Origin of the sequence: Mesorhizobium sp. M0678 (genome assembly GCF_040320505.1) — a bacterium.
Lineage (GTDB): Bacteria > Pseudomonadota > Alphaproteobacteria > Rhizobiales > Rhizobiaceae > Mesorhizobium.
Genome location: NZ_JAMYPT010000002.1, coordinates 77016 through 99085, shown reverse-complemented (window position 1 = coordinate 99085; position 22070 = coordinate 77016). Strand labels below are relative to the sequence as shown.

The window sequence follows — 22070 nt, the reverse complement described above, 5'->3', positions numbered from 1 at the left end:
CGTCAACCGGGGCGCCTTCGGGTCGTTCACGTTTTGATCTGTGCCGGCAGACCGAATCATCTATGCTGTCGACATGAACGATCTGGCCACCATCCTGTCCGAACCTGTCGCCCGCCTCGGCGCCACCACGATCACGCTCGGCCAAGCCCTGGGTTTCGGCGCAATGCTGTTCCTCGGCCTGTTCGTGGCGCTCGTCGTTGCGCTCTGGCGATCGGCCAAGGCGCGTGCAGTGGCGGCCGCCGAAGCCGCCGACCACGCCCGCGACGCCGAGGTGCGGATGGCTGGTATCTTGGCAAGCCAGGCGGAAATGCAGGGCCGCATGGGCGCCATCGCCGAAGTGTTCGGGGCGCGCCAGGCGGAACTGACACAGTCGATCGGCCAGCGTCTCGATGCCATGACCGGCCGCCTGGGCCAGACCATGACCGAGCAGACGAGATCGACGCATGAGAGCCTCGCCAAGCTGCAGGAACGGCTGGCGGTCATCGATATCGCGCAAGGCAACATCCAGTCGCTGGCCGGCCAGGTCGTGCAATTGCAGGCGATCCTTTCCAACAAGCAGACGCGCGGCGCCTTCGGCCAGTCGCGCATGGAAGCCATCGTCGCCGACGGATTGCCGCACGGCGCCTATGAATTCCAGGCGACCTTGTCGAATGGCAGCCGGCCCGACTGCCTGGTGAAGATGCCGAACGGCGCACCGTCGCTTGCCATCGACGCAAAGTTTCCGCTCGAGGCGTGGAATGCCATCCGTGCCGCCGAAGGCGCCGACCTGCAGAAGTCCGCTGCACAGGCTTTCCGCCGCGACATCGAGGTGCATGTCCGGGATATTTCCGAAAAATACCTGATCCAGGGCGAGACGCAGGACACCGCCTTCATGTTCGTGCCCTCAGAATCGGTGTTCGCCGAAATCCATGAGAATTTCGAGGCCGTTGTCCAAAAGGCGCATCGATCGCGGATCGTCATCGTCTCGCCATCGCTTTTGATGCTGTCGATCCAGGTCATCCAGGCAATCCTCAAGGATGCCCGCATGCGCGAGCAGGCACACCTGATCCAGGGCGAGGTTATCCGGCTGATGGAAGACGTCTCCCGGCTCGACGAGCGGGTGCGCAAATTGCAGACGCATTTCGGCCAATCGGCCAAGGATATCGACGACATTCTGGTCTCGACATCGAAGGTGACCAGGCGCGGACAAAAGATCGAGGCGCTGGAGTTTGGCGTGCAGCCGGCGGAGGACACCGCTGGTTCGAATGGCAGCGGAGCAAAAGCGGAAAGCAGCCCGCGCGTCGCCGATTCGAAAACCGGGCAGTTGAGGCTAAGGGTCGTCGAAGGCGACGATTGAGAGCTACGCCGGAACCGGAGGCTTCGCCCGGGTCTGGCGCTACTGCTCCTCGATGATGGTTGTGCCTTCGAATTCCGGCAGCCAATGCAGCGCCGAGCGGTGCCAGATCTGCTTTCTCGGCACCAGTTGCTCGCGCTGCCGTGCCGTGCCGACCCTGATACCGTAAACCTTCGGTCCCTCGCCCGCCGACGTGGCGTAGAGATGCGAGCCGCACTCACCGCAAAATGCCTGGGCGCGCTTGGCGCCGCTCGAACCGGTCTTGATGTAGATCTTCGGCGTGCCCTTGGTGATCCTGTAATTGTCCTCGGACGCCGGCACGGTGACGCGAAAGGCCGTTCCGGTTAGCTTCTGACAATCGATGCAGTGACAAATGGTGGTCTTTTCCGGATCGACTTCGGCCTCGTAAGTGATAGCGCCACAATGACACGCGCCGTCGATTTTCATCTTCGTTCCTCCTGGAGCTTTTGCCCGCAATCATAACCGGGACTGCCCGATGGCGCAGCCATTTTCCTCAGGCCGGTTCCCCTCCGGACGCCGCCAAGGCCTTGCTCCGGCGTTCCCAGGTGCCGGTGGTCTGCGGCTTGACGAACAGCCGCGTCACCTCCGGCATCTCCGCTTTCAGCCGCGTCTCGAGGCGCTCGACACAGGTCTCTATCTCCGGCGCCGACAAATGATCCTCGAACTCGATGCTCAAAGCGGCGACGATCTCCTGCGGACCCATATGCAGCGTCAGCACGCCATTTGCCCGTTGCACCGCCGGGTCCTGCTGGACGATGGCCAGCACCTCTGTTTGCACCTCGGGCGAGGCCGGCTCGCCGAGCAGCAGGCTCTTGCTTTCGCGCGCCAGGAAGATCGCGGTCCCGCCCAGGATGAGCGCGATGCCGATCGACGCGGCGCCGTCGAGCTTCGGCATGTCCAGCAGTTCCGCCGCCGATATCCCGGCGAAGGCGACAACGAGGCCGAGAAGTGCCGCGCTGTCCTCGAAGAGTACGGTGTAGACACTCGGATCCTTGCTGAGCTGCACCGCCTCAAGCCAGCCGTGGCTGCCTTTTTGGTGGCGGAATTCCTTCAGCGCCACCAGCCAAGAGGTGCCTTCGAAGAGAAAGGAAAGGCCAAGGACAGCGTAGTTCACCTTGGCGTTGGCGATCGGCTCCGGCGCCATGATGTGCGTCACGCCTTCGTAGAACGATATGCCGGCACCCAGTGCAAAGACGAGGAGCGCGACGATGAAGCTCCAGAAGTACAGCTCGCGGCCATGGCCGAGCGGATGCGTGCGGTCGGCCGGCCGGGAGGCACGGTGCATGCCGTAAAGCAGCAGGCTGCCATTGCCGGTATCGACGAGCGAGTGGACGCCTTCCGAGAGCATTGCCGAGCTGCCCGTGAACAAGGCAGCGGCAAATTTGGTCAGTGCGATCGCAAGATTTCCGGCGAGCGCCGCATAGATCACTTTTTTCGACCCGCCATGCGCCGCCATGGTGTGCTGCCTTGGTTGATGCACCGAGATTGGCGGAGCGCCCGCCCACGCTCCACAGCTCTCACAACGCCCGAAGTGCCCAGTTGTTCACAAGGTCAGTTGTTAAAAAGGGCGGCGCGGGGCTATTCGACGACCTCGTCCGTCCAGACCTTGAAGCCAGCCAGCGCGCCCGGCCCAAAAATGTGGGTCAGCGGCACATCGGCGGCATCGCGTCCGGAGGCAATCAGGATGCGGCCGATGCGCGGCGCGTTATTGCGCGGGTCGAACGCGTGCCAGCGGCCGCCGAGATAGACCTCCATCCAAGCGGCGAAATCCATGTCCGACCACGGCTTTGGCAGGCCGATATCACTGATATAGCCGGTGCAGTAGCGGGTCGGAATGTTCAGGGCGCGGCAGAAGGCAACAGCGAGGTGAGCAAAGTCGCGGCATACACCACTCTGCTCGCGATAGGCCTCGGCGGCGGTGCGCGTCGGCCGTGCATTGAAATAGTTGAAGACGATGTGGTTATGGACGAAGTCGCAGACCGCCTGGACGCGCGGAATGCCGAGCGGGGTGCTGCCGAACAGCCGCCACGCTTCATTCGACAGCACGTCGCTCTCGCAATAACGGCTGGGCAGCAGGAACAGCAGCGTCTCCGATGGCAGATCGCGCACCTCGTGCTGCCACGCCGTCAGCTCGCGCGTCTCGAAGGAGCCGGCGTCGCGGATCACCGCGTCCGTGCCGAACGCAAAGCGCCCGGCCGGCGCAACGAAACGGTTGCACCAATTGCCGAAACTGTCGCGGTAGCTTTCGATCGGCACCGGCGGGTTCGACGTCAGGAAGTCCGGCCGCTCAAGATCGGATGCGCGCGAATAATGGACGTTTAGCATCGCGATCAGCGGTGTTTCCTGCGGGAAGTCGAAGCTCATCTGGCAACCGATGTGGATCCGCATTGTCGTCCTGACCGGCCTGCCTGATCATCAGCCGGCGAAACGCAAGGGCTGATGCTGCAGTGCGAAGAAGACCATGGCACGGACCGCTGCGGTTTACGAGGGAATTAGAAACCGGTTGACAGCCATCGGCCAGGGCGACTGCACGGCAGCGGCCTCTTGCAGTCGAGCGTTTTCTCTTGTTTCACTTCGCCAGACGTCAACTGGAGGAACGAATCATGGCTAAGGGTGCGATGAAGGCAGGCAAGGAAGCCCGCAAGCCGAAGAAGGACGCGAAGAAACCCGCTCCGGCGCCGGCCCTGAAGGCACCGCCGGTGAAGGCGATGAAGCTGAAGGACAAGTAGGGCCGCAGCTACCGTTTCGGCTTATTTCGACCGGCCGCAAACGCGGCCGGTATGATTGTTCACTAAGCTCACGCGCATCCCCTATGGATGCGGCGAAGGCAATTTTTGCGCTTTTCAAGAAATCGCCCGGAAGCCATCGAAACGGAGCGTTCCGATGTCGTGGATTTCCTGTTCCTCGCCGGCCTGTTCGAGATCGGCTGGGCGATCGGCCTCAAATACACCGACGGATTCTCGAAGCCGCTGCCGACCGTCCTGACGGTAGCCTCGATGATCGTCAGCCTGACCTTGCTCGGCCTGGCGCTGAAGGCATTACCGGTCGGCACCGCTTACGCGGTGTGGACCGGCATCGGCACCGTCGGCACGGCGCTGTTGGGATATGGCTGCTCGGCGAGCCAGCGACGGCGATCAGGCTGGCCTGCATCGCGCTAATCGTCTGCGGCATCATGGGACTGAAGCTCGCGGCTTAGCCGATTCTGACGGACGAGCGCGTTCGGGGCCGCTGCAAGGCGGCCCTGATTCTTGAATTCGGCTGATCAGTGCCGGAAGGCGCTATCGCGCGGAGAAGCCGGGCGGCGTCCTGCCGGTGCGCTGCTTGCGCGCCGCATAGCGTGCGTCACGCTTGGCCTTGCGTTCGGCCTCGTCGGCAAGAAAACGGGCGATCCGCTCGTTCTCTTCAGCTTCCCGGATCTTCGCTTCGGCCTGTGCGGCTTCTTCCGCGGCGATGCGTGCCGCTTCGGCAGCTGCCTCGCGCTCGGCCTTTTCGGCCGCTTCGCGCGCCAGCTTTTCCTGCTTCAGCCTGGCCTTTTCGGCCTCGCGTATCGCGCGGGCCTCGAGGATCGCCTTGCGCTCGGCCTGTCGTGCCAGCACCGCTGGATCATCTGGCGCCGGCTTTGCCTTGAAGCGCTCCAGAAGCGCCTTCTTTGCCTCGTTTGCGGCATTGCGCCGCTCGAAAACGTCTTTTTCCCTATAGATAGCCAAGTCCACTTCCCTGAAGTCAATTTGCGAGGCTTACATACGCGCGAAAACCGAGAGTTCAAGCGCCAAAACGGTATGCCAGCCATGAAATTCTGATCTGTTGCAGCCGGGAGACGCCATTTCGATTGAATTCGGCTGAAAGCACCCGCACTGTTCACCATCCAGGCATCTGGCGGGGCGGCGGACTGATCGCTACGTGTAGCGCCAAGACAAAACGCTGAGATGACACACTATGCAACTCGGTCTCTACACCTTCGCCGACGTCAGCCCGGAACCAGGTCCCGGTGCGATCGGTGCGCATGAGCGGTTGCGCAACCTGATCGAGGAGATCGAGCTCGCCGACCAGGTCGGGCTGGACGTCTTTGGTCTCGGCGAGCACCACCGTCCCGACTATGCTGCCTCGGCTCCGGTGGTGGCGCTGGCGGCGGCGGCCGAACGGACCAAGCGCATAAGGCTGACCAGCGCTGTCACCGTGCTGTCGTCCGACGATCCGGTGCGCGTCTTCCAGCAGTTTGCCACCCTCGATCTTCTGTCCGGCGGCCGTGCCGAGATCATGGCCGGGCGCGGCTCGTTCATCGAGTCCTTTCCGCTGTTCGGCTACAATCTCGAAGATTATGACGAGCTCTTCGCCGAGAAGCTCGACCTGCTGCTCGCCATCCGCGATCATGTCAAGGTGACCTGGTCGGGCAGTCTGCGCGCGCCGATCAACGACCGCGGCGTCTATCCGCGGCCCTTGCAGGACAAATTGCCGATCTGGATCGCCGTCGGTGGAACACCGCAATCCGTCGCCCGCGCGGGCGTGCTCGGGTTGCCGCTGGCACTGGCGATCATCGGTGGCGAGCCGGCGCGGTTCGCACCGCTGTTCGACATCTACAGGGATGCAGCCAGGCGCGCCGGCAACGATCCGGCAAGCCTTGCCACCAGTCTCAACGTGCACGGCTTCATTGCCGACACCACGGACCAGGCAGCCGACGATTTTTACGGGCCGCAGGCCGAGGTGATGAACCGCATCGGCCGCGAGCGCGGCTGGGGGCCGACATCGCGGGCGCATTTCAACCAATCGCGCGGCCCAAACGGCGCGCTGTTCGTCGGCAATCCAGAACAGGTGGCCGAGAAGATCATTGCCCAGCACAGGATATTCGGCAACGACCGCTTCCTGCTGCAAATGGCGATCGGCACCATGCCGCACGCCAAGGTGATGAAGGCCATCGAACTCTACGGCACCAAAGTGGCGCCGATCGTGCGCCGGGAAACTGCTAAGGCCGTTCCCGCCGTGGCGGCGCCGGTTGCCTGATTCCCAGTCACCTGATTCATTGCCAAGGCCGCGAGGCGGCCTTGCCGGTGACGCCGGCTAACGGAACCTTGAAGCGACAGAGGCGTTTTCGCCAACGGTCTGCACCAATCGCGGTGTGCCGCCGAGGGTCAGAATGAAAGCCGAACCCGACGCTTCGGGCGCAAGCGCTGCCGAAAGCCCGGATCCGCGCGTCGAGGCGCGGGCGGATGCGCATCTGATGCGTTCGCTGCTCGTCGGCATCTTCATTCTCATGGCGATCTACGCGCTTTACTTCGCCCGCGCCTTCTTCATGCCGGTCATTCTGGCTTTCCTGCTGGCGCTGACGCTGACGCCGATCGTTCGCTTCCTGCGCAAGCATGGCATGCCCGATGTCATTTCAGCGACACTGTTGGTGCTGCTTTCGTTCTGCCTCGTCGCCGTCGCGGGATTTCTGCTCAGCGGCCCGGTCATCGACCTCATCAACAACACCTCGACGATCGGCCAGCAGCTTACCGAACGTCTGGCACAACTGCGCCGTCCGTTCGAACGGATCGTGGAGATTTCGCGCCAGATCGAGGGCCTGACACAGACATCCCAGGAGCCGGGCGTTCAGAGGGTGGCGACGGCGCCATCCGGTATTCTCTCGCAGGCCGCCGGCAATGTGCTGTCGGCCGGCGCCAGCGTTACCATCGTCTTCGTCCTGTCGCTGTTCCTGCTCGCCTCGGGCACGATGTTCTATGAAAAGATCGTCCAGTCCTTCCCCAGTCTCAGCGAAAAGAAGCGGGCGCTGCGCGTCGTCTACGACGTAGAACGTGAAATCTCGCATTATCTGCTTACTGTCACGGTCATCAATACATGTCTCGGCGTGGTCATCGGGCTCGGCCTGTGGGCGCTCGGCGTGCCCAACGCGCAGGTCTGGGGCGCGGCAGCGGCTCTGCTCAATTTCCTGCCCTATATCGGGGCGCTGACCACCATCACGCTGGTTACGATCATCGCGCTGATAAGCTTCGACACGATTTCCTATGCGCTGCTGGCGCCGGCCTTCGTCCTTATGTGCGATGTCGTCGAAGGCCAGTTCGTGACGCCGACGGTGGTCGGCCGCCGTCTCGAAATCAACGCAGTGGCGATCCTCATCGCCATCGCCTTCTGGTCGTGGCTGTGGGGTTTTGTCGGCGCGCTGCTGGCGGTGCCGCTGCTGGTCGTCATCAAGGTGTTCTGCGATCATTTCGACGGCCTCAGTCATGTCGGCAATTTCCTGGCGGCGCAGCATACGGCAGCGATCGAGGACGAAGAGATTCCCGAGGTGAAAAAGTAGCGGCTTAAAGGGTCAAAAGCGTCCCCCCGATGGGGCAGATCACGACCTTGCATCGGTCGCACGTCCGTTGTGCCCTCAGCGCTCCATCAACATTTTGAATTTGCCGCCTCGGCAACGGCTTCCTACATCCCTTCGGCCCACAGGAAACCCGCGCCGATGACCGTTCTTTCCGTTCTCGACCTGTCGCCGATCGTCGAAGGCAGCAACGCTTCACAGTCACTCGCCAATTCGCTCGATCTCGCCCGTCATGCCGAGCGGCTGGGTTACCGGCGCTATTGGCTGGCAGAGCACCACAATATGCCGGGCATCGCCAGCGCCGCCACCTCGGTGGTCATTGCCCATGTGGCCGGCGGCACCAATACGATACGCGTCGGCGCCGGCGGCATCATGCTGCCCAATCATTCGCCGCTGGTCATCGCCGAGCAGTTCGGTACGCTTAACGCTCTGCATCCTGGCCGCATCGATCTCGGCCTCGGCCGGGCGCCCGGCACCGACATGGCCACGGCACGGGCGCTGCGCCGTAACCTCGACGCTGGCGCCGACAATTTCCCGCAGGACGTCGTCGAGCTGATGGGTTACTTGCAGCCGGCCGAAGACGGCCAACGCATCCGCGCGGTGCCCGGCGAAGGCGAAAAGGTGCCGATCTGGATTCTCGGTTCCAGCCTCTACGGCGCGCAGCTTGCCGCCATGCTCGGCCTGCCCTACGCCTTCGCTTCGCATTTTGCGCCGGCCGAGCTCGACCATGCTCTGGAGATCTACCGCTCGCGTTTCCAGCCTTCGGAGCAGCTCGACAAGCCTTATGTGATGCTCGGCCTCAACGTCTTCGCCGCTCCTTCCGATGCCGAGGCGCGGCTGTTGTTCACCTCGCTGCAGCAGGCCTTCGTCAATCTGCGCACCGGCCGGCCCGGCCGATTGCCGCCGCCGGTCGAAGGATATGAGCGCGACCTCGATCCAATGGCCAAGACCATGCTCGGCCAGGCGCTTTCCTGCGCCGCCGTCGGCTCCCCGGAAACGGTCAGGCAAGGCATCGAGGCGTTTGTGCGCCGCACAGGGGCCGACGAGCTGATGGTCACAGCGCAGATTTTCGACCATGCGGCGCGGGTGCGCTCGTTCGAGATCCTGGCCGACGCTCACAAATCGCTGTCGGAAGCTGCCTGAGAGTTGGTTCGCCACTTGCCACTGTTGCGGGCAAGGCCGGCCTTAGGCAGGGAACATCGCGAACAGGTGTGCGAAGACATAGCGAACATTTCGCGCGTTTTAGGCGGAGGTTTTCGATCCGTCATGCTCGTCCGTTAGCGGGAAACGCGGCGTCCACTAAATAACGATCACCTTGGTGCCGATTGTGGAGCGGTCATAGAGATCGATGATGTCCTGGTTCATGAGGCGAATGCAGCCCGCAGACACGGCTTTGCCGATGGACCACCATTCGGGGCTACCGTGCAGGCGATATCCAGTGTCACCCTTCTCGTTGAAAAGATAAAGCGCCCGCGCACCGAGCGGGTTCACGAGTCCGCCCTCCATATGGGCCGGTATGATGCGGCCTCGCTTCTGCTCGCGCACGATCATCGCGGACGGCGCGCTCCAATCCGGCCATTCGCGCTTCCTCGCAACGTGAGCAGTGCCATGCCACTCGAAGCCCGCCTTGCCGACGCCGATGCCGTAGCGCAGTGCCTGACCGTCTCCCAGCACGTAGTAGAGAAACTTCGCTCCTGTATCGACAATGATGGTGCCAGGCTCCTCGTCAGTTGCATAAGGCACTGTCTGCCGACGGAACTTTGGGTCGACCTTGTAGATCGGAACCGGCGGAATGCGGAAACCGGCGTCGGTGAGGCCGCCATAGGCCTGGGGAAAGGTCTGTAATGCTCCGCCGGTGGTGCAGCCGGAGAATGCGACCATCCCAGCAAGTCCCAGCCCAATTAGGATCGATTTCACGCGCATGACTCAAGCCGGCGCCCGTGTGAACGATCAGCCGCATCTCGTCATATTCCTAATCCGACATGCTTCGATTGCCAAGATTTTCCTGACTGTCGGCTGGCTGATTGTTGGCCACTTGGCTCGATCGGCGCCGCGTCCTTCAATTGCTCGGTTTTCGAACGACGAACGCCCGTAGTGGCTGCGAAGGCCCGGGGTCGGCAGGACAGAGGGAGCGCTGTCCGTCCGGCATTGCAAAGTTTCTGAACAGAGCCCAAGCGCTACGCGCTGACGCTCTGCGCAGTCGCACCTAGCGGACGGCATGAATTGCGGATCATCAGGCGTCCCTTGAGCGTCAGCTTGCGCGGCGGCGCATCCCTGTTTCCGGCGAGCCGGTCGAGCAGCAGATTGGCCGCCTGTTCGCCAATCGCCTGCACCGGCTGTGCGACCGTGGTCAATTGCGGCCGGAACACATCCGACCACGGAAAGTCGTCGAAGCAGGCGACCGAAATATCCTCCGGACAGGACAGGCCGATATCGCGAATGGCCTTCATGGTGCCGATCACCATCGGGTTGTTGGCCGAAAAGATGGCGCTCGGCCGGTCGTGCAGCGAAAGCAGCTGCATGGTGGCATTGTAGCCGTCGACTTCATGGAAGTTGCCGAAGCGGACGAGTTCGGCCTCGGCCGGCAGGCCGGCGGCCTGGAGGGCCTCGCGGTATCCCGCCATGCGGTCATGCATCGGCGAGATATCGAACGAGCCGGAGATGTAGCCGATGCGCCGATGGCCGAGATCGATCAGGTAAGTGATGGCGTCGAACACCGCGCGCTGATTGTCGAGAACGACGGCATCGGTGTCGACACCCTGGCAAACACGGTCGAGCAGCACGACCGGCACATTGGCGTCGTCGACAATCCGTTTGAGGATCGCGCCGTCACCGACACGCGCGACGATCAGTCCGTCGACCATGCGGTCGAGCAGCAGCCTGATCTGGTCGTCCTGCGTGTTCAGGTGCTCGTCGGTGCAGCACAGCATGACGGCGTAGCCGGCCCTGTCGAAAGCCTGCTGGATGACCGAAACCACGTCGGTAAAGAACGGATTGGTGATGTGTGGGACGGTGAGCCCGATGGTGCGTGTGGTGCCCATCTTCAGGCTGCGGGCAATGGCGTTGCGCTTGTAGCCGATGTCGCGGATCGCCTGTTCGATGCGCTGACTGAGCTCGGGGCTGACGGTCGCGGTGCCGTTGATCAGCGCCGATACGGTGGCCACGGAAACACGCGCGGCCTCGGCCACATGAAGCATGGTCGGAGCCGTGAATTTGCGCTGCTTTTTTCGTCCTGACGCTGTCATTTTCGAAACGTTTCACCACTCCACGGTAGCAATACGTACGGAATCTTATGATTTTGCGCAAGAATTGAAATGGAACAATCTCAGGCTCCAGATATTGCCTTGACATGATCGAAACGTTTAGATTAGCGTTTGAGGTGTTCGGTGACGACGGAGGGAGGCCGTCCTTGTCATGCAGCACGGCAATTCCATCCCTGCGCAAGGCGCTACGGCGGACGGCTCGGCTATCGTAGTGAGCGCCGAGCACATCTCCAAGTCCTTCGGCGGTATCGCCGCGCTCGTCGATGTCGGCTTCGAACTGCGGCGCGGCGAGGTCCATGCGCTGATGGGCGAGAACGGCGCCGGCAAGTCAACGCTGATGAAGATCCTGTCCGGCGTCTATACGGACTATAACGGAACGGTCAGTATCGATGGCTATCCGGTGCGCTTTGCCGGCGTCCGCGAAGCCGAGCGCGCCGGCATCGCCATCATCCACCAGGAGCTGAACCTCGTTCCCGAACTTAGCGTCGCCGACAATATCTTTCTCGGCCGCGAGAAGCTGATCGCCGGGCTGATCGTCGACCGCAAGGCGAGCAGCCGCGCTGCCGGCGCGCTCTTGCAAAGGCTCGGCATCGAGCTCGACCCGGATGCGCGCGTCGGTGCCTTGCGCGTCGGCGAACAGCAGCTGGTCGAGATCGCCAAGGCGCTGTCGATGTCGGCGCGCATTCTGATCATGGACGAGCCGACCTCGGCGCTTTCGCCGGCCGAATGCCAGCGGCTGTTCCGCATCATCCGCCAGCTCGCCGACAGCGGCGTGGCGATCGTCTACATTTCGCACCGCATCGACGAGGTCATGCATCTGGCCAGCCGCGTCACCGTGTTTCGCGATGGACGCCACGTCCTGACGCGGGCGATGGACAAGCTCGACGAAGACGCCATAATTTCGGCGATGGTCGGGCGAAACCTGCTTGCTTCCTCCCAGGAGCACCGCATCCCCGGTGGCAACACGGTCCTGTCCGTAAGCGAGCTGTCGCTGTCGAAGCCCAATCGCCATGGTTGGCGCACCGTGCTCGATGGCGTCAGCTTCGATCTTGCCGCAGGAGAAATCCTCGGTATCGGCGGGCTGCTGGGCTCGGGCCGTACTGAAATCCTGGAAACCATCTTCGGGTCCAGCGGCGGACGTGCCGGCGGTGAGATCAGGCTCGATGGCGAGGCAGTAGAAATCCGTTCGCCGCGCGATGCGCGCCGGCTCGGCATCGCTCTGGTCACGGAAGACCGCAAGACGCAAGGCCTGCATCTCGAGGCCTCGATCACCGACAATGTCGCGCTGCCGCTGGTCGGCGCGCTGGCGCGGTTCGGCGTGCGCTCGCTGGCCGGTGAGCAAGGGCTGGCACGGGACGCCGTCAAGGCGCTCGGCATTCGCTGCGAGACCGTCGAGCAGCCGGCGGGCACGCTGTCCGGCGGCAACCAGCAGAAGGTCGTCATCGGCAAATGGCTAGCGACGAGGCCGCGGGTGCTGCTGCTCGACGAGCCGACACGCGGCATCGATGTCGGTGCCAAGCGGGAAATCTACGATCTCATCTTCAAGCTGGCGCGAGACGGGCTGGCGATCGCCGTGATCAGCTCGGAATTGCCGGAGCTGCTGCATCTTTCCGACCGTATCCTGGTCATGGCCGACGGCCGCCAGACGGGAATCCTGTCCCGCGCGCAAGCCAGCGAGGAGGCCATCATGCGGCTTGCGGCGCCGCGACGGACGATGACGAGGCCTGCCGCATGAGCATTTTGCATATCCTGTCCCGGACGAAGCTCTATTGGGGCCTGATCGCCATCTTCCTGATCGGCGTGCTCGGCTCGCCGATCAGCTCCAAGGGCAACAACATCTTCCTGTCCTACGGCAACCTGCTCGATGTGCTGCGCCAGGTGTCGACCACCGGGCTGATTGCCACCGGCATGACTGCGGTGATCATCACCGGCGGTATCGACCTTTCCGTCGGCTCGCTGATGGCTATCTGCACGGTCGTCTGTGCCATGCTGCTGACGGTCCCCGGCGTGACGCCGGCGGTGGTGCTGGGGGTGCCGACAGTTGCCCTGGCAGCCCTTTGCCTCGGCATTCTCGTCACTCGTTTCATCCTGCTGAACATCGAAAAATCCCGCGCCGGCGCGCAGGCCACGCACGACATCAGGTTGGACAGCGTTCGCGGGCTGGTGACGCCCGGCATTGTCGGGGTGATCCTGTGCAGTCTGGTGCTGTGGTTCCTGCTGCCGCAGGTGGGCTCAAAATTCGGCGTGCTCGGCGTGCTGCTGGTGGCGCCTTGCGTCGGCCTGCTGTTCGGCGCGCTCAACGGCTTCATCATCGTCGCCGGGCGGCTGCAGCCCTTCATCGTGACGCTGGCGATGATGGTCACTGCGCTCGGCATCGCCCGGCTGACAGCCGGCCAGAACAATGCGGTGCTGCCGGTCTACACCGGCTCGAATGCCACCGCCGATTTCGAAATGCTGCGCACTCTGGTATTCGGCGTGATCCCGATGCCGGGCCTGTTCTTCCTCGGCGCCATCCTGATCTACGGCGCCGTGCTGCGCTTCACCCCGTTCGGCCGCTATGTCTATGCGATCGGCGGCAATGAGGAGGCGGCGCGGCTGTCGGGCATCGCCGCCGGCCGCGTGAAGATCGCCACCTATGCCGTGTCAGGGCTGCTGGCCGGCATCGCGGCGGTGCTCTATGTCGCGCAGTACCGGCAAGGCAAGCCGGACGCCGGCGCCGGGCTGGAGCTCGACGCGATTGCCGCCGTGGTCATCGGTGGCACCAGCCTGATGGGCGGACGCGGCAGCCTGACCGGGACGTTCTGCGGCGTGCTGATCTTCGGGCTGCTCTCGAACATCCTGCAGCTGCACAACATCAATTCGAACCTTCAGCTGGTGCTGAAGGGGATGATCATCATCGGTACCGTGCTCGTACAGGAGCGCAGTGCCGGTGATCTTCTCTTCTATCTGCGACTGCCCGGTGGGCAAGCGCACAAGGAAACGGCCGCGGCAAAGCGGCCGTCGCAAGAGACCGCGTCTCTGAATATTGGAGGAAACAAGAAATGAAACGACGTGAATTGTTGAAGCTCGCCGGGCTGACAGCGGCACTCCTGACCACGACCGCCATGCTTGCCGGCGGCGCCCATGCGCAGGACAAGAAGTGGAAGATCGGCTTCTCGCAGGTGACGACCATCGAACCCTGGCGGGCTCAGTTCAACAAGGACATCCTGGCCGAAGCGGCCAAGCATCCGGAAGTCGAGCTGATCATCACCGACGGCGAGGACAAGACCGAGAAGCAGGTCGCCGATGTCGAAAACCTTATCCGTCAGGAGGTCGATGCGCTCTTGGTATCACCGAAAGAATCCGCCGGCCTGACCGGTGTCGTGCAGCAGGCGATCGATGCCAAGATCCCCGTCTTCGTGCTCGACCGCAACGTCGAAACCAACGACTACACGCAGTTCGTCGGCGGCGACAACAAGCTGATCGGCCGGGCTGCCGGTGAATATGCCGTCGAGCTGCTTGGCGGCAAGGGCAAGGCCGCCGGCAACGTCGTCGAGATCTGGGGCGGCATGGGCACCCAGCCGGCACACGACCGCCATGACGGCTTCCATGAATTCACCGACAAGGAGCCGGGCATAAAATACCTGCTCGACCAGCAGTCGGGCGATTGGAAGCAGGACCAGGCCTACAACATCATGGCGACGGCGTTGCGCAACAACGAGAAAATCGATCTCGTCTACGGCCACAATGATCCGATGGCCTATGGCGCCTATCTTGCCGCCAAGGACGTCGGACGTGAGAAGGACATCAAGTTCATCGGCATCGACGGCCTGCCCAATGAAGGCGTGCAGCTGGTCGCCAATGGCGAGCTGACGGCGACGTTCACTTATGTGACGCCGGGCGCCGAAGGGCTGCGGCAGGCGATCAAGTTCCTGAACGGGGAGAAGGTGGAAAAGACCATCACCCTGCCGACGCAGAAGATCACCAAGGAAAATGCCGCCCAGATCCTGAAGGACAACGGCCTCTGAGACGAGGCTTTCCTGCCGGGCGTTCAGCGCCCGGCAGGAACAACAACCAAATGCCGGCAGGCAGCAGCTCAAGCCAGCTTGGCCAGTAGCTTCATGAAAATGGCCGCTTCCTTGGCGGAAAGCGGCGCCAGCGTTTCCTGCGTAATCTCACGGGCAAGCGGAATCAGCCGCTCGATCGCGTCGCGCCCCTCGGCGGTCAGATTGACCAGCAGGCGCCGTTTGTCGACTTCGTGTTTGCTAAGTTCGACAAAGCCACGCGCTTTCAGCCGGTCGATGACGCCCTTCACGGTCGCCGCATCCATGGCGATCAGGCTGCCAAGCTGGTTCTGCGAGGTCTCGCCGACGTCGTGCAATTTGGCCAAAGCGGCAAATTGCGGCGGCGTCAGATCGGCGATGTGTGCGGCGAAGATCGAGACATGGCGCTGATGCGCCTTGCGCAGGATGAAGCCGACCTGCTCCTGCAAGCGATAGTCGTTTTCGTCAGGCTCCTCGGCCTCGACCAGCTTGAGCAGATTGTCCTCGGCGCTCACCGCAGCCCATCCCATGCCTTAATGTCCTTGGCCGCCAGCCCACCCATGCGGTCGTGCACGCGCGGGCCGCAGGTCATGGCGAGGCAAAACAGGATCTCGTCGGGACGGGGGCCATCGCTGATGCCGATTTCCATGGCATCGAAATGGCTGCGCACATAGGCGGCGTTGATGTGGCCGAGCGGCACATCGAGCCGCGCGCCGAAGCCGCCGACCTTCTTCGCCGAGGGCACGATCGCCTTGGCGTCGCCGAGCCGTTCGCGCATGGCATAGCCGCCCGGCACATGCCACAGCGCGCCATGCTCCAGCTCGCCCGCCATGCCGACGATGGCGCCCTTGCCGTAACCGTCGATCTGTTTGACGTCGCCGCCCAATGCGGCAACAAGCCTGTCGGAGAGCAGCAGCCCGAGCGGCTTCAAATCCTCCATGGCGCTCTGCAGTTCCTCGACGTAACGGCCGGCGAACGGGTTCTTGACCACGGCCATGGCCGCCGCGCGGCGTCGCGGCACCTTCGCCACCGGCCCGCCTTCGTGAAAAATCTCTTCGGTCAGCACGGCGATCTTGCGGATCGGAAACTCAGGCATGAGCAATTTCCCTCTCTAAAACCTTATTGGCGAGTGCCATCGGACCTGCGATGCGTGCCTGACCGCCGAGGAAAAGCGCCGCGGCGGCAATCAGGCCGCGCCGCCGAAACTCCTCGGCACCGGCAAATCCACCTTCCAGTGCAATATCGATTTCAAGGGCGGAAAGCGGCCCCACGCCCTGCGTCACCAAACGGTCGCCGAGATCGCTGTCAGGTGCGAGATCGCGCGCCCGAACGCGCCTAACGGCCGGATGACCGGGCAGGTCGACGGCGTTGGCGATCAAGGTCGCGGCGGCATCGGCTTCAGCACCCGTTCGCGCCAGCACCGTGACCGCGTCGGCGATGCCCAGCGAAAAGGAGCGGCCGCGCCAGCCGCTTGTCGCGACACCGCGGATCCCGTCTTCGGGGCGGATCGTGAGACGATCTGCCAACCCATGACCTGTCCCGGCAATGGCAAGCGTCATCGACTGCCCGTGGCCGAGATAGATCGCGCTGTCGCCGCCATTGTTGACATAGGCGCGCTCGAGCCGGCGGCCGGCAAGCAGCGCGCCAAGCACTTCGTCGGCTACCGAGCCGGCGACGGCCGCCATCGGTGTGATGAATTGTTTCGCTAGCGGAACGACTGCCGCTTCCATGCGGCGCGCCGTCGGGCCAGCGAAAGCACGTGGCCGCGAGGCGGCCGGGCGCCGCAGTTCCGGCAACTCTTCGACCAGTTCGGGCAGGATTGTCTGGAAGCGCGCCACTGCCTGGCGATATGCGGCGCTGCATTCACTCGCCTCGCCGAATGCCTCGACGATCAGGTCGATCGGCCCATGATTGAGGTGAAGCCTCCGGCCGTCCTCGAGCCAATGCGCCTGCGGGCCGTTCATCGCCCGGCCCCGTTTGCGGCCGCGCGACGCAACTGCGCCAGCGGCGGCCAGGGATTGTCACGGGGTGCGGCCGTGCCGCGGCGCGGATTGAGATATTCGCCGCCCTTGGCCAGGATATCGTCGACGCTGCGGATTTCGCCTTCGTAGCCGCCAAGCCTGACATAATCGTCGCGGCGCATGGTGAACTCGATCGGCGCCACCAGCGCCGGGGTCGGCACATAGCCGAAGGCGCCTTCCGGGACGCGGGTGACGTCGACCATCAGCGTGATGCCGCCGCCCGGCCAGACATAGACCGGCGCGCCGCCGACCGTCACATAGGTCGTCAAGCCCTGCACCGAGCGGGTCAGATTGACCGGGTTCTCGGTGACGCCGGCGCGCAGCGAGCCGCCGGCGCCGCCGACGAAAAGCACGGTGCAGAGCGCCGGCTCGCAATTGTCCTCGATCAGTTCGACCGACTTCCGCAGCCGCTCCGGGAACGGTTTCTGGACCGGCTTCAGTTCGTCGTCGAGCTCGTAATAGGCGAATTGCTCGCCGGTGGTCGAGACCATCAGCAGCGACATGCCGGGGCGCGCACCCTTTTTGGCGTTCCATTCACCAAGGATCGACAGCGGGTCGGAAATGCTGGTGCCGCCCCAGCCGAGGCCGGGCTCCGACACCTTGAAATAACGGCCCGGCGTCGAACGGCGGCCGATGATCTTGATGCCGGTATCCTGCCAGCCAAGCACCTTGCCGGCCTGATGCTCGGAGACGACGCCGGTGATGTGGTCATCGACCACCACCACCTCGTCGACAAGGCCGCGCCATTGGGTCGCGAACATGCCTATGGTAGCCGAACCGCAGCCGACGCGCATGCGCTGCTCGAGCTTGCCGTCGATGACCGGCGGCTTGCCGGCTTCGACGATGACGGTGGCGCCGCCGTCGATGACGAGTTCAACCGGTTTGCGGTTGCACAGGGCGAGCATGGCGTCGCAGGTGGCGCGCCCTTCAGCCTTCGAGCCGCCGGTCAAATGATGTACGCCGCCCAGCGACAGCATCTGCGAGCCGTATTCGCCGGTCGTGACATGGCCGATCGCCTCGCCTTGGGCACGGACCGTCGCCGTTTCGGGGCCGATATGACGGTCGGTGTCGATCTTCACCTTGACGCCGCAATAGGAGAAGATGCCCTCGGTGACGACGGTGACCAGATCGACGCCCTCGACCTCCTGGCTGACGATGAAGGGCGCCGGCTTGTAATCGGGATAGGTGGTGCCGGCGCCGATGGCGGTGACGAAGCGGCGGCCGGTGTTGACCAGTTCGCCGTCCCATGTCTCGCCTTCTTCGGCAAAGGGTACGATTGCGGCGCCGGTCTCGGCCGCGTGGTCGAGGATGGTCAGTGGATCCATCCGCACGATCCTGCCGCCAACATTGCCGTAGCGGTCGCAGGCGCCGGTGCGGCTTTCGGCGATGTAGCACATGACCGGACAGGCATCGCAGCGGATCTTCTCGGCCACCAGCTTCTCGCCGGGATCGTGTGTCTCGAAGCGTTCGGCAAGCTCGCTCATCGGCGCGCCTCCTTGTCGAGGATGGCGGCGCGAATGCGGGTCGGCGTCGCCGGAATTTTGGTGACCAGCACACCGGTGGCGTGGCGGATGGCGTTGAGGATCGCCGGCGCCGTCGGGATCAGCACATGCTCGCCCAAACCCTTGGCGCCGAAGGGTCCTTCCGGATCCGGAACTTCTATCAGGATGGTCTCGATCGGTGGCACGTCGCCGATCGTCGGGATCAGATAGTCGTGCAGGTTTTCGGTGCGGCCGGGGATATATTCTTCCATCAGCGCCATGCCGATGCCCTGGGCGATGCCACCCTCGATCTGGCCCTCTGCCAGTAAAGGGTTGATGGCCTTGCCGATATCGTGCGCGGCGGTGATTTTTATAAGCTTCACGGTGCCGAGCCTGAGGTCGACCTCCAGTTCGGCGATCTGGGCGCCATAGCCATAGACGGCATAAGGCTTGCCTTGGCCCTTGGCATCGAGCGGCAGCGTCGGCGGGTCATAGCTTTCCTCGGCACGGAAGACAAAGCCTTCGGCGTCTGCCTTCAGCGAGGAAAGATCGATGCGGCGCGTCGCTTCGCCTTCCCCGATGCTCAGACTTGTGCCGTCCAGCGCAATCGCCGCCTTTTCCGAGACATTGGCGAAACGCAAGATCTCATCGCGCAAGGCGCGGCCGGCCTTTTCGGCGGCCTTGCCGGTGACGAAGGTCTGGCGCGAGGCCGACGTCTTGCCGGCGTCGGGGGTGATCGCCGTGTCGGCGCCTTTCAGCCGCAGCTTTTCAAGCGGAAGACCCAACGCGTCGGCGCAGATCTGCGCGATGACAGTGTTCGAACCTTGCCCGATATCGACCGCCCCCTGATGCAGGACGACTTCGCCCGATGCCGAGATGCCGACCTTGATGGTCGACGGATTGGGCAGCGAGGTGTTGCCGCAACCGTACCAGCAAGAGGCGACGCCGACGCCGCGTTTTTTTTCGCCGCTGCTACGGGCGTTGAACGCGTCGGCGTCAGTTAGGGCACGCCGCCAATGTGAGCGCAGGGCCTCGAGGCAGTCGGCGATGCCGACGCCCGACTCGAGCCGCTGGCCGGTGACTGTTTCGGATCCGTTCCGAAGGCAGTTCTTCAGGCGAAAGTCGAGCCGATCCATGCCGAGCTTGTCGGCCAGGTCGTCATAGAGGGTCTCCTGCATGATCGTCGCCTGCGGCACGCCGAAACCGCGAAAGGCGCCGGCAATCGGGCCATTGGTGTGGATGGCGCGGCCTTCGGCCCGATAGTTCGGCGTCGCATAGGGGCCGGAGGCGTGCACCGGCACGCGGTTGGCGACCGTCGGCCCCCAACTGGCATAGGCGCCGGTGTTGAAATCGCCGGCGAAGACCATGCCGGTGATGCGGCCGTCGGCATCGGCGCCGATGCTCGCTCTCATCTGAGCGGGATGGCGCTTGGTGGTCGAGATCATCGATTCGGTGCGGCTGTAGGCGAGCGCCGCCGGCCGGCCGGTTTTCATGGCGACGAGGCCGATGAGCGGTTGCAGCGAGACGTCGAGCTTGGAGCCGAAGCCGCCGCCGGTGGCGGTCGGCACGATGCGCACCTGTTCCGGGGCAAGGCCGAGCACTTTTGCCGTGTCGTCACGGTCCATATAGGGCGCCTGCGTGCAGGCGACGACGACCAGCGTGTCGCCGTCCATGAAGGCATAGCCGGCTTCCGGTTCGATATAGGCGTGCTCGACATAGGAAGTGTGGATGGCGCCGGAAACGGCGAAAGCCGCACCGGCGAGCGCGGCTTCGGGGTCGCCACGCTCCACGAAGCCGGAGGTGAGCAGGTTCGAGGGCCGGTTTTCATGGACTAGTTGCGCACCGCCGGCCTGCGCTTCGCCAGTTTCCAGAAAATGCGGCAACTCGGTCCAACTGACAGGGAAATCGGCTAGGTCGAGATCGAGGATAGCCTCGCGTTCGCCGGCGACCAGCGCCACCGCCTCACCGCGAAAGCGCGAAACCCCTTCGGCCAGCGCCGGCTGGTCGGCGAAGGGCGCGATGACGCCGAAACAATTCTTTCCCGGAATGTCGGCGGCGGTGAAGACGCCGGCAATGCCAGGACGGGATTTCACCCAGCTGCCGAGATCGCCAAAAGTGAAAGCGGCATGATAATGCGGCGAGCGGACCACCAACACCGACAATGCGTCGGCCGGGAATGAATCACCGCCGAATTTTTCGCCGCCAGTGACTTTCGGAAGGCCATCGAGGCGGATCGGGGAGGAGCCGACGGCATGGCCAGAGGATGGCATGCGCTGATCGAGACCGTCGGCGTGGCGCCAAGCATCCATCACCGCGGCGACGATCTTGCGGTAGCCGGTACAGCGGCAGAGCACGCCGCCCAGTGCATCCTGCGTTTCGGCCTCGCTCGGGCAAGGCGTCCTGTCCAGGAGTGCCGTTGCCGCGACCAGCAGGCCGGGCGTGCAGGCGCCGCATTGCGCTGCGCCATGGCTGAGGAACGAAGCCTGCAGCGCCGACAACCGGCCATTGGCGAGGCCTTCGACGGTCGTCACCACGGTGCCGGAGGCGGAAGCCGCGGGCATCAGGCAGGCGCAGACCGGCTCGCCGTCGACCAGCACCGTGCAGGCGCCGCAATCGCCGGCATCGCAGCCGATCTTGGTGCCGGTCAGCCGCAGTTCGTCGCGCAACACCGCGGACAGCCGCCGCACCGGCGGCACGCAAACGCTGACGGCGGCGCCGTTGACTTCGAAGGCGATGTCGGCGCGCTCCATGTCCATCAGGCCGCCGCCCTTTCGTCGGGAACAGCGCCCATCGCACCAAGCACGGCGCGGGCGACGATCTCGCGCGCAGCGTCCAGCCGATATTCGGCGCTGCCGCGCACGTCGCCGATCGGCGACAGCTCGTCCATCGGTGCGGATTGGATCGCAGTGGCCAGCGCGTGGCCGACGGGCCGGCCGCGTAGCGCCGCCTCGACACCCGCCAGGCGCCTGGCGACAACCGAGCAGGAACCGACGGCGACGGCCGCGTTCCTGACCCTACCATCTTCGACGGCCAGGCGTGCGGCGGCCATGGCGATGGAGATGACGAGATAACGCCGCGCGCCGAGTTTCACGAAGGCGGAGCTGCCGGCGGTCGCGGGTTTGGGAATGCGGATTGCCATGACCATTTCGCCGGGCTGCAGTGCGGTGCGACGGTTGCCGAGGATGAATTCTGCAAGGGGCAGATGCCGGGTCGCCACAGCGGAACGCAGTTCGACTTCGGCATCGAGCACCAGCAGCGGCGGCACGCCGTCGGCGGCCGGCGAGGCGTTGCAGAGATTGCCGGCAATCGAGGCAACGTTCTGGATCTGCACCGAGCCGACTTCCCGCGCCGCCTGCTTCAGCGCGTCGAAAGCCGCCGGCAGAGGATGGCGGACGAGATCGGTCCAGGTGGTGCGCGCGCCGACGAGCCAATGGTTTTCGGCTTCGGCAATGCCGCGCAATGCCACCAGGCCATTGATATCGAGGACATTGTCGCGGAAAGGCTTGCTGCCCTGTGCCGGATAGAAGTCGGTGCCGCCGGCGAGGATGCGCCATTGCCCTTCGCCCAGCAAAGCGAGGGCGTCGTCGACCGTGGTGGGTTTTGCGTAACGGATCACGCTTTG

The 22070-nt window shown here is 64.0% G+C and carries 20 protein-coding genes and 1 pseudogene; 9 read left to right on the top strand and 12 right to left on the bottom strand.

The window, feature by feature from the left end:
* The first annotated feature begins 73 nt into the window (after positions 1–73).
* Positions 74–1336 carry a DNA recombination protein RmuC gene (locus tag NKI29_RS03900; RefSeq protein WP_352568528.1) on the top strand — a complete coding sequence of 421 codons (1263 nt, stop codon included), beginning with the start codon at positions 74–76 and terminating at the stop codon, positions 1334–1336.
* A gap of 39 nt (positions 1337–1375) precedes the next feature.
* Here the strand turns inward: NKI29_RS03900 and NKI29_RS03895 are convergent, their stop codons facing one another.
* The 3 genes from NKI29_RS03895 to NKI29_RS03885 form a co-directional block, all read right to left on the bottom strand.
* Entirely contained in the window at positions 1376–1780 is a 405-nt protein-coding gene (locus tag NKI29_RS03895) for a GFA family protein (RefSeq protein WP_023676952.1), read from the bottom strand.
* Positions 1781–1847: 67 nt separating this feature from the next.
* On the bottom strand, positions 1848–2810 hold the full coding sequence (locus tag NKI29_RS03890; protein ID WP_352568529.1) for a cation diffusion facilitator family transporter: 963 nt from the start codon (positions 2808–2810) through the stop codon (positions 1848–1850).
* A gap of 122 nt (positions 2811–2932) precedes the next feature.
* Positions 2933–3742, bottom strand: coding sequence for a transglutaminase-like domain-containing protein (locus NKI29_RS03885; protein WP_352568530.1), 810 nt, complete (start codon positions 3740–3742; stop codon positions 2933–2935).
* Positions 3743–3957: 215 nt separating this feature from the next.
* Here NKI29_RS03885 and NKI29_RS03880 point away from each other — a divergent pair, with 215 nt between their 5' ends.
* The gene (locus NKI29_RS03880; protein ID WP_013528464.1) at positions 3958–4083 is read left to right on the top strand and encodes a hypothetical protein; all 126 of its coding nucleotides are present in this window, start codon (positions 3958–3960) and stop codon (positions 4081–4083) included.
* Positions 4084–4237: 154 nt separating this feature from the next.
* A pseudogene (gene sugE / locus NKI29_RS03875) lies at positions 4238–4550 on the top strand (quaternary ammonium compound efflux SMR transporter SugE).
* 82 nt (positions 4551–4632) lie between these two features.
* Here sugE and NKI29_RS03870 read toward each other — a convergent pair.
* Positions 4633–5061 carry a DUF6481 family protein gene (locus NKI29_RS03870; protein ID WP_023676956.1) on the bottom strand — a complete coding sequence of 143 codons (429 nt, stop codon included), beginning with the start codon at positions 5059–5061 and terminating at the stop codon, positions 4633–4635.
* Between the two features lie 229 nt (positions 5062–5290).
* Here NKI29_RS03870 and NKI29_RS03865 point away from each other — a divergent pair, with 229 nt between their 5' ends.
* From NKI29_RS03865 to NKI29_RS03855, 3 genes are all read left to right on the top strand, one after another.
* Complete coding sequence (locus NKI29_RS03865; RefSeq protein WP_352568531.1) at positions 5291–6352, top strand: LLM class flavin-dependent oxidoreductase; 1062 nt, start codon at positions 5291–5293, stop codon at positions 6350–6352.
* 133 nt (positions 6353–6485) lie between these two features.
* Positions 6486–7646 carry an AI-2E family transporter gene (locus NKI29_RS03860; RefSeq protein WP_352568532.1) on the top strand — a complete coding sequence of 387 codons (1161 nt, stop codon included), beginning with the start codon at positions 6486–6488 and terminating at the stop codon, positions 7644–7646.
* Positions 7647–7802: 156 nt separating this feature from the next.
* On the top strand, positions 7803–8804 hold the full coding sequence (locus NKI29_RS03855) for an LLM class flavin-dependent oxidoreductase (RefSeq protein WP_352568533.1): 1002 nt from the start codon (positions 7803–7805) through the stop codon (positions 8802–8804).
* A gap of 156 nt (positions 8805–8960) precedes the next feature.
* On the opposite strand, the gene NKI29_RS03850 is transcribed toward NKI29_RS03855, so the two are convergent.
* Together NKI29_RS03850 and NKI29_RS03845 are read right to left on the bottom strand one after the other, a co-directional pair.
* On the bottom strand, positions 8961–9584 hold the full coding sequence (locus NKI29_RS03850; RefSeq protein ID WP_352568534.1) for a L,D-transpeptidase: 624 nt from the start codon (positions 9582–9584) through the stop codon (positions 8961–8963).
* A 254-nt stretch (positions 9585–9838) separates the two neighbouring features.
* On the bottom strand, positions 9839–10858 hold the full coding sequence (locus NKI29_RS03845; protein ID WP_352449454.1) for a LacI family DNA-binding transcriptional regulator: 1020 nt from the start codon (positions 10856–10858) through the stop codon (positions 9839–9841).
* 217 nt (positions 10859–11075) lie between these two features.
* On the opposite strand from NKI29_RS03845, the gene NKI29_RS03840 reads away from it, so the two are divergent.
* From NKI29_RS03840 to NKI29_RS03830, 3 genes are read left to right on the top strand one after another with little or no spacing between them, the layout of a single operon-like run.
* Positions 11076–12659, top strand: coding sequence for a sugar ABC transporter ATP-binding protein (locus tag NKI29_RS03840; RefSeq protein WP_352568535.1), 1584 nt, complete (start codon positions 11076–11078; stop codon positions 12657–12659).
* A complete protein-coding gene (locus NKI29_RS03835) occupies positions 12656–13969 on the top strand; it encodes an ABC transporter permease (protein WP_352568536.1) in 1314 nt (437 codons plus the stop codon). Before NKI29_RS03840 ends, NKI29_RS03835 begins: the two co-directional genes overlap by 4 nt.
* Positions 13966–14931, top strand: a complete 966-nt coding sequence (locus NKI29_RS03830; protein ID WP_254815861.1) for a substrate-binding domain-containing protein — start codon at positions 13966–13968, stop codon at positions 14929–14931. Before NKI29_RS03835 ends, NKI29_RS03830 begins: the two co-directional genes overlap by 4 nt.
* A gap of 68 nt (positions 14932–14999) precedes the next feature.
* Here NKI29_RS03830 and NKI29_RS03825 read toward each other — a convergent pair whose 3' ends face one another.
* Genes NKI29_RS03825 through NKI29_RS03800 form a run of 6 tightly spaced genes read right to left on the bottom strand, consistent with a single transcriptional unit; the run spans position 15000 to position 22064 of the window.
* Positions 15000–15461: a MarR family winged helix-turn-helix transcriptional regulator gene (locus tag NKI29_RS03825; RefSeq protein WP_352568575.1), complete on the bottom strand. Its 462-nt coding sequence runs from the start codon at positions 15459–15461 to the stop codon at positions 15000–15002.
* Complete coding sequence (locus NKI29_RS03820; protein ID WP_352568537.1) at positions 15458–16042, bottom strand: amino acid synthesis family protein; 585 nt, start codon at positions 16040–16042, stop codon at positions 15458–15460. The genes NKI29_RS03825 and NKI29_RS03820 overlap by 4 nt, the downstream gene beginning before the upstream one ends.
* Positions 16035–16910 carry a UPF0280 family protein gene (locus NKI29_RS03815; protein WP_352568538.1) on the bottom strand — a complete coding sequence of 292 codons (876 nt, stop codon included), beginning with the start codon at positions 16908–16910 and terminating at the stop codon, positions 16035–16037. The genes NKI29_RS03820 and NKI29_RS03815 overlap by 8 nt, the downstream gene beginning before the upstream one ends.
* Entirely contained in the window at positions 16907–18451 is a 1545-nt protein-coding gene (locus tag NKI29_RS03810) for a hypothetical protein (protein WP_023676968.1), read from the bottom strand. Before NKI29_RS03810 ends, NKI29_RS03815 begins: the two co-directional genes overlap by 4 nt.
* Positions 18448–21204 (bottom strand): molybdopterin cofactor-binding domain-containing protein, encoded by a 2757-nt coding sequence (locus NKI29_RS03805; RefSeq protein WP_031211829.1) that lies wholly within the window; start codon positions 21202–21204, stop codon positions 18448–18450. Before NKI29_RS03805 ends, NKI29_RS03810 begins: the two co-directional genes overlap by 4 nt.
* The gene (locus NKI29_RS03800; protein WP_023676970.1) at positions 21204–22064 is read right to left on the bottom strand and encodes an FAD binding domain-containing protein; all 861 of its coding nucleotides are present in this window, start codon (positions 22062–22064) and stop codon (positions 21204–21206) included. Before NKI29_RS03800 ends, NKI29_RS03805 begins: the two co-directional genes overlap by 1 nt.
* Positions 22065–22070: the final 6 nt, after the last annotated feature.